Annotated in this window: 7 protein-coding genes; 4 read left to right on the top strand and 3 right to left on the bottom strand. The window is 72.1% G+C overall.

The genetic code is table 11. The features are described 5' to 3' along the window. Together ACWEVN_RS44930 and ACWEVN_RS44925 are read right to left on the bottom strand one after the other, a co-directional pair. A partial coding sequence (locus ACWEVN_RS44930) for a methylmalonyl-CoA mutase family protein (RefSeq protein WP_452055353.1) occupies positions 1-597 on the bottom strand: 597 nt, incomplete at its 3' end. Then, positions 594-2,429, bottom strand: coding sequence for a methylmalonyl-CoA mutase family protein (locus tag ACWEVN_RS44925; protein ID WP_452055352.1), 1,836 nt, complete (start codon positions 2,427-2,429; stop codon positions 594-596). The genes ACWEVN_RS44925 and ACWEVN_RS44930, both read right to left, overlap by 4 nt. Before the next feature lie 138 nt (positions 2,430-2,567). On the opposite strand from ACWEVN_RS44925, the gene ACWEVN_RS44920 reads away from it, so the two are divergent. Next, the gene (locus ACWEVN_RS44920) at positions 2,568-4,295 is read left to right on the top strand and encodes a serine/threonine-protein kinase (protein WP_449687400.1); all 1,728 of its coding nucleotides are present in this window, start codon (positions 2,568-2,570) and stop codon (positions 4,293-4,295) included. Here the strand turns inward: ACWEVN_RS44920 and ACWEVN_RS44915 are convergent. Further along, complete coding sequence (locus tag ACWEVN_RS44915) at positions 4,292-4,918, bottom strand: MerR family transcriptional regulator (RefSeq protein WP_396136910.1); 627 nt, start codon at positions 4,916-4,918, stop codon at positions 4,292-4,294. The two genes, ACWEVN_RS44920 and ACWEVN_RS44915, sit on opposite strands and share 4 nt — an antisense overlap. A 113-nt stretch (positions 4,919-5,031) precedes the next feature. Between ACWEVN_RS44915 and ACWEVN_RS44910 the strand changes: the two genes are divergently transcribed. From ACWEVN_RS44910 to ACWEVN_RS44900, 3 genes are read left to right on the top strand one after another with little or no spacing between them, the layout of a single operon-like run. Further along, a complete protein-coding gene (locus ACWEVN_RS44910) occupies positions 5,032-5,973 on the top strand; it encodes a hypothetical protein (protein WP_452055351.1) in 942 nt (313 codons plus the stop codon). Beyond that, positions 5,970-6,389 carry an ABA4-like family protein gene (locus ACWEVN_RS44905; protein WP_452055350.1) on the top strand — a complete coding sequence of 140 codons (420 nt, stop codon included), beginning with the start codon at positions 5,970-5,972 and terminating at the stop codon, positions 6,387-6,389. The genes ACWEVN_RS44910 and ACWEVN_RS44905 overlap by 4 nt, the downstream gene beginning before the upstream one ends. Further along, entirely contained in the window at positions 6,386-7,165 is a 780-nt protein-coding gene (locus tag ACWEVN_RS44900) for a purine-nucleoside phosphorylase (protein WP_310971055.1), read from the top strand. Before ACWEVN_RS44905 ends, ACWEVN_RS44900 begins: the two co-directional genes overlap by 4 nt. The last annotated feature ends 44 nt before the right edge of the window (positions 7,166-7,209 follow it).

Raw genomic sequence — 7,209 nt, 5'->3', positions numbered from 1 at the left:
GTTCTGGATGGTCCCCGCGAGCTGCTCCGGCTTCACCCCCTGCTCCTCGGCCGCGACGACGTACAGCGCCAGCACGGGCAGCACCGCGCCGTTCATCGTCATCGACACCGACATCTTGTCCAGCGGAATGCCGTCGAAGAGCTGCCGCATGTCGTAGATGGAGTCGATCGCCACGCCCGCCATGCCGACGTCACCCGACACGCGCGGGTGGTCGGAGTCGTAGCCGCGGTGGGTGGCCAGGTCGAAGGCGACCGAAAGCCCTTTCTGGCCGGCGGCGAGGTTGCGCCGGTAGAAGGCGTTGGACTCCTCGGCGGTGGAGAACCCGGCGTACTGGCGGATGGTCCACGGCTGGTTGACGTACATCGTCGGGTACGGCCCGCGCAGGAAGGGCGCGATGCCGGGGTACGTGCCGAGGAAGTCCACATCGGACAGGTCGGCGGCGGTGTAGACGGGCTTGACGCCGATGCCCTCGGGCGTCTCCCAGGCCAGGGCGTCCGGGCCCTTGCCGGTGGTGTTCTCCACCGCGCGCGCCCACGCGTCGCGGTCGCCCGGCGACGGCGTGCCCAGGTCGAGACCGGCGAAGTTCGGGATGCTCATCGCGTGACTCCCAGCTTGGCGTGCAGGCCTTCGAGGACTTCCAGGGCGTTGCACCCGGCGAAGACGTTCGCGTCCACGCCGTCGTGGGTGCCCTTCCCGGCGAGCAGGACGTACTCGGCGCCCAGCGACTTGGCGACGTCGGCCGCCTGGGCGGCGTAGGCGTCGTCGGTGCCGCAGAGGCAGGCGATCCGGGCGCCGGAAGCCGCGAACGCCCCGGGCAGGTCGTCGGTCGCGCCCGGGTTGACGGCTTCGATCCCGCCCGCCTGGAACAGGTTGGCGGCGAAACCGGCCCGCGTGGTGTGCGCGGCGACCGGACCGAGGGTCGCGAGGAAGATCTTCGGCCGCGAACCGTGCGAAGCGAGGTACGCGTCCGAAGCATCGCGAAGCGCCTCGAAGCCTTCGGCGTACCGGTGCCGCGGCAACCCACCTTCCACAGTGGACGGAACCGGCTCCCGCACCACCGGCTTCTCGGCCAGGTTCGGGAACTCGCTGACGCCGGTGAGCGGGTCACGCCGGGTGGCGATCCGCGAGGAGCGCTTCTCCCACGTCTCGGCCAGCCGCCCGGCCAGCGCGCCGGAGGCCAGCGAAGCCACCAGGCCACCTTCGCCCTCGATGGCGGTGAACTCGGCCCAGGCGGCGTGCGCGAGGTCGTCGGTGAGCTTCTCGACGTACCAGGAGCCGCCCGCCGGGTCGGCCACGCCGGCCAGCCTGGACTCCTCCAGCAGCACGGCGTGGGTGTTGCGGGCGATCCGCGCCGAGAACGCGTCGGGCTTGCCGATCGCCGCGTCGAAGGGCAGCACGGTTACGGCGTCCGCGCCGCCGACGCCCGCGCCGAAGCAGGCCACCGTCGTGCGCAGCATGTTCACCCAGGGATCACGCCGGGTCAGCATGGCCGGCGACGTCACGGCGTGCTGGCGCATCGGCGAGGCGAAGCCGCAGACCTCGGCGACGCGGGCCCACAGGCGGCGGGCCGCGCGCAGCTTCGCGATGGTGGAGAACTGGTCGGCGGTCGCGGCGAGCCGGAACTCCAGCTGGCCGGCGGCGGCCTCGACGTCCAGCCCCGCGTCCGTCAGCGCCCGCAGGTAGGTGACGCCGGCGGCGATCAGCGCGCCGAGTTCCTGCGCGTCCGACCCGCCGGCTTCGTGGAACGGCAGGCCGTCGGCGACGATCGTCCGCACTTTCGGGTACTTACCGGCGACACGCACGGCGAGCGCGGCGGCCGGTTCCAGCGCCACGCCGGCGCCGGAGCGGGCGGCCAGGCCGACCGGGTCGGCGCCCAGGACGGCGGTGGCCTCGCTCGCCGGGATCTCGCGCTCGTCGAACAGCGCCAGCAACTCCGAAGCGGCCGCTTCGTACGAAGGCCCCGCGTCCAGCACTACCGGCGCCAGGTCGAGGTACACCTCGTTCAGCGCGTCGGCCAGGGCCGCGGGCGGGACCGACAGCCAGATCGACGTCACGCCGCCTTCGAGGTCGGCCAGGATCGCCTTGTTGACCGCGCGGCCGTCGTCGCCGGTGAACCGGGCGCGGACGTCCCAGCCGGTGCCGACCAGGCCGTCCGGGCGCGCGCCGCGCACGTAGGGCGGCAGGCCGGGGAAGCCGATGTCGCCGGGGACGTCCTCGGCGGTGTACAGCGGCTGGATCGCGATCCCGTCGTAGGTCCGCGTGACGAGTTTGCTCTCCGGGGCACCCGCGAAGTCCTCCGGCAGCTTCCCGCTCTTGCGCAGCACGCCCGCGACCAGCTCCTGCCACTGTTCGCGCGTCGCCTGCGGGAACTCGGCCGCGAGGTCGAGCTCGGAGATCGGCACTGACTCCGGACCGGCCACATCAGTCATAACCTGTGATGGTAGAGGCACTCGCCGCGCTCGACCTGTGAGTCTGGTCGCGCTAGGGGCCGTCACCGGACAGGTTAGGGGCCGGTGCCGCGGGTACGACACAATTGGCCCGTGCCCCCCTCCAGCGAAGAGACACGAGTGGTCGCCGGTCGCTACCGGCTGCGTTCGGTGCTCGGCTCCGGCTCGATGGGCACCGTCTGGTCGGCCTACGACGAGTTCCTGCACCGGCAGGTGGCCGTCAAGGAGATGAAGGTGCCGCCGGGCATCCCGGCGTCGCAGGCGGACGAGCTGCGGGAGCGCACGCTGCGCGAGGCGCGGGCGATCGCCGTGCTCTCCCACCCCAACGTGATCATCCTGCACGACGTCGCCCGCGAGGACGACCAGCCGTTCGTGGTGATGGAACTGCTGCCCTCGCGCAGCCTGGCGCACATCCTGCGCGACCACGGGCCGCTGACCGTCGGGCAGGCCGCCGCGGTCGGCATCGCCGTGGCGTCCGCGCTGGAGGCCGCGCACGCCGCCGGGATCACCCACCGTGACGTCAAGCCGGGCAACGTCCTGGTGGCCAGCGACGGCCGGATCAAGCTGACCGACTTCGGCATCGCCCGCAACGTCTCCGAAGCGACCATGACCCGCACCGGGATCATGCTCGGCTCCCCCGCCTACATCGCGCCGGAGGTGGCCTCCGGCGGCGCCGTCACGCCGGCCGCGGACCTCTGGGGCCTCGGCGCGACGCTGTTCGCCGCGGTCGAGGGCGCGCCGCCGTACGACGCCGACGGCGATCCCCTCGAGACGGTCGGCAAGGTCGTCAACGGGAAGGTGCCGCAGCCGAAGGCCGGCCCGCTGGCCGACGTCATCGGCGCGCTGATGAGGAAGGAGCCAGGCCGGCGGATCACCCTGCGCGAGGTCCGGCACCGGCTGTACCCGCTGCAGACGAAGACGCCGCTCGACCTGTTCGGCCCCGAGCTGTTCCACACCCCGGACGGCAAGAAGACGTCGGCGCAGCCGGACGCCACCGACACGCAGGTGATCAAGACCGTCCTGCCCGAGAAGACCAAGGCGGAGAAGAAGGCCGAGGGGTCGAGCAGCGAGCTCGCCGCCGACCCGGGCCCGCTGCCGTTCCTGCGCCCGCCCACCCCGGCGCCGTCCCCGGCGCCGAGCGCGCCGACCGTGTTCGTCGCGCCACCCCGGTCTGGTCGCCGCAGCTCCACGGCCACCGCGGTGCTCGTCGCGGTGGCGATCCTGCTCTTCCTGCTCGCCGCGGGCGGCGGGTTCGCGCTGGCCAGGGCGGTCGGCGGCCAGTCGCTGCTGCCGCCGGCCGCCGCCCCGCGGGGCACGCCGAACGGCCCGACCGACGTGCCGCCGCCGTCGCTGGTGCAGCAGTCCGGCGACGCGAGCTACGTGACCGGCAACGGCGGGCAGTTCGGCCTCCAGGTGCCGGAGGGCTGGCAGAAGTTCGTCGCCCCGCACACCACGAGGTTCGGGGCGAGCACCGCCGTCCAGTACGTCTCGCCGGACGGCCGCCGGTCGCTGCGGGTGGAACGGCTGGTGAAGTACTTCGCCCAGTTCCCCGACGACAACGAGTACATCGGCTACCTGAAGACGTCCTACCCGGGCAATGCGTTCTTCCTCTTCCCGCCGTCGCCGCTGCCGGACGGCAAGGGCACGACGCTGACCTACCGCCTGGCCGAGGGCGGCACCCTCCCGGAGAGCGACGGTGGCGGCGGCACCCGCGTCACCTTCATGAACCTGGTCCAGGCGGGCACCAGCCTGTGGATCCTCTCGGTCACCGTGCCGGCCGAGCAGGAGAACTCGGGCCGCCAGGACGTCTTCGACCGGGTCGCCCCCACGCTGAGCGTCTCGGACTAACCGCCGAGGACCGTGCGGGACACCTGCTCCTGCGCGAGGTGGCGCAGACCGGCGAAGATCCGGTCGCCGAGGACGGTGGCGACCAGCCCGGTCTCGATGATCTTGTCCAGCGACGTCAGGCCGACCACCACCTCGACGTCGACTTCCGCGACGCGCATCGCCAGGTCGGCGTACTCCTCGAGGCGTTCGGTCAGCTTCTCCTGCCCCAGCTCCTTGGCCGTCGCCAGCGCGGCGATGAGGTTGGCCATCGCGCGGTGCTCGGCCGGGTGCTCCTTCCAGCCGTGGCGGCGCATGACGTCCGCCAGCCGCCCGGACGCCCACTCGGCGGCCTCGTCGGACACCTTCGGCGCCGGCCCGGCCAGCTCCTGCTGGACGACGCCCATCGTCCGGTGCGGGGTCTCGTGGTCGTCGATCGCGCCGAGCACGACGCCGACCGAGGCCAGCGACAGGCCGCCCACCTCGGTGAGCGCCTTGATCAGCCGCAGCCGCTGGACGTGCGCCGGGGAGTACCGGGCCTGGTTCGGGCTGGTGCGCTCGCCGGGCGGGAGCAGGCCTTCGCGCAGGTAGTACTTGACGGTCGCGACCGGCACCCCGGACTCGGCGCTCAGCTCGGCCATCCGCATGCGTTTCCGCTCCGATCCCGGGGTCCGTCTCGGGGACAACCCTGAAGACTTCTCAGTATGGATAGTTTAACTTTCCAAAACGGAGAGCATGACTATCCGTTCTGGGAGGAACCATGACCATCCTTGCCGATCTCCGCAGCAGAACGAACACCTGGCACCGACCGTCCGCGCTCGCAGCGGCCGCCCTGGGGGTGGTGGCGCTGCTGTGCGTGGCCGCCATGGTCCTCGACCAGCGCACCCTGGGCGGCGCGCCGATCTGGGCGAAGCCGTTCAAGTTCGCGGTGTCCGGCGCGCTCTACTTCGCCACCTGGAGCTGGCTCGTCTCGCTGCTGCCGCGGTTCCGGCGCACGGCGAACTGGCTCACCAACCTCCTGGTCGTGATCTTCGCGGCCGAGTACGTCCTGCTGGTGTTCCAGGCCGCGCGCGGCCGGGCGAGCCACTTCAACGTCGCGACCCCGCAGGACGCCGCGATCTTCGGCAGCATGGCCGCGATGATCGTCGTGCTCTGGGTCGCCACCCTGGCGCTCACGGTACTGATGCTGTTCACGAAGGTGCCCGATCGCGCGTCGTACTGGGCGGTGCGGGCCGGGGCGGCGCTGTCGCTGGTGGGGATCACGCTCGGCCAGCTGATGACCTCGCCGACCGCGCAGCAGCTCGCGCAGTGGCGGACCGGCGGGCGGCCGTCGATGGTCGGCGGGCACACCGTCGGGCTCGAAGACGGCGGCCCCGGCCTGCCGATCCTCGGCTGGAGCACGGTGAGCGGCGACCTGCGGATCCCCCACTTCGTCGGGATGCACGCCCTGCAGGCCCTGCCGCTGCTCGCCATCGCGCTCGTGGCGCTGGCTTCGCGGTTCCCGCGGCTGCGTGACGACGTCGTCCGCGCGCGGCTCGTCCTGATCGGGGCGGCCGGGTATGCGGGCCTGATCGCGCTGGTCACCTGGCAGGCGCTGCGGGCGCAGTCGATCGTGCACCCGGACGCGGTGACGCTCGGGGCGGTCGCGCTGCTGGTCGCGGCGGTCGGGCTGGGTTCGTGGGCTACGGTGCGCGTCCGATGAACCTCTTCGACCTGGCCTTCCCGCTGGCCGCGCCGTTCTGGGCGCTGCTGATCCTGGCCCCGAAGTGGCGGTGGACGGTGCGGATCATGGCCTCGCCGTGGGTGCCGCTGCTGCCGCTGGTGTGCTACTTCGCGCTCGTGCTGCCGCACTTCGGCGAGTGGGGACGGGCGATGCTGCGGCCCGACCTCGGCGTCCTCCAGACGCTGCTCGCGACGCCGTGGGGCGCCGGGCTCGTCTGGGCGCACCTCATCGCGTTCGACCTGTTCATCGCGCGCTGGATGTACTTCGAAGGACGGGTCCGGGACATCTCGCCCTGGATCGTCAGCCCGATCCTGCTGCTGACGATCTTCCTGTCGCCGTTCGGGCTGGTGGTGTTCCTGGCCGTGCGAAGTGCCCGGTTACGCTCCCTCGCATGAGTGAACACGAAGCCGCGAGCGCCATCGCCAAGCGCACCGGCGTTGACGCGCACGACATCGCGGTGGTCCTGGGATCGGGCTGGCGCCCGGCGGCGGACGTCATCGGGGAGTGCGAGACGGAGATCCCGTTCGCCGAACTGCCCGGCTTCACCACGCCCGGCGCGGTGGGCCACGGCGGCACCATCCGGTCGCTGAAGATCGGGGACAAGAACGTCCTGGTCATGCTGGGCCGGACGCACTTCTACGAGGGCAAGGGCATCGACCCGGTGGTGCACAACGTACGCACCGCGGCGGCGGCCGGCGTCCGGTCGGTGCTGCTGACCAACGCGGCGGGCGGCCTGCGCGAAGGCTTCCGGGTGGGGCAGCCGGTGCTGATCTCGGACCACCTGAACCTGACCGCGCGCTCGCCGATCGTCGGCGCGAACTTCGTCGACCTGACGGACCTGTACTCGAAGCGGCTGCGGGACATCGCCCGCGAGATCGACCCGTCGCTCGAGGAAGGCGTCTACGCGGGCCTGACCGGGCCGCACTTCGAGACGCCTGCGGAGATCCACATGTTGCGCACGCTGGGCGCGGACCTGGTCGGCATGTCGACGGTCCTGGAGGCCATCGCCGCCCGCGCGGCCGGCGTCGAGGTCTTCGGCCTGTCCCTGGTCACGAACCTCGCCGCGGGCATGACCGGCGAGCCGCTGAACCACCAGGAAGTCCTGGAAGCCGGCCGCGCCGCGGCCACCCAGATGGGTTCCCTGCTCCGCGAGCTCGTCACCCGCGCCTGACCCCAAGCGCCCCAATGTGGCGTTCGGTGCGTCCAACGCACCGA

It is taken from the genome of Amycolatopsis sp. NPDC003861 (genome assembly GCF_053605405.1).
The sequence above is the reverse complement of the archived record's forward strand: the minus strand, read 5'-3'. Positions and strand labels throughout refer to the sequence as shown.

Coding starts and splice junctions, on each gene's coding strand:
- ACWEVN_RS44925 (WP_452055352.1), bottom strand. CDS start 2,429: ATGACTGATGTGGCCGGTCCGGAGTCAGTGCCGATCTCCGAGCTCGAC.
- ACWEVN_RS44915 (WP_396136910.1), bottom strand. CDS start 4,918: ATGCGGATGGCCGAGCTGAGCGCCGAGTCCGGGGTGCCGGTCGCGACC.
- ACWEVN_RS44910 (WP_452055351.1), top strand. CDS start 5,032: ATGACCATCCTTGCCGATCTCCGCAGCAGAACGAACACCTGGCACCGA.
- ACWEVN_RS44905 (WP_452055350.1), top strand. CDS start 5,970: ATGAACCTCTTCGACCTGGCCTTCCCGCTGGCCGCGCCGTTCTGGGCG.
- ACWEVN_RS44900 (WP_310971055.1), top strand. CDS start 6,386: ATGAGTGAACACGAAGCCGCGAGCGCCATCGCCAAGCGCACCGGCGTT.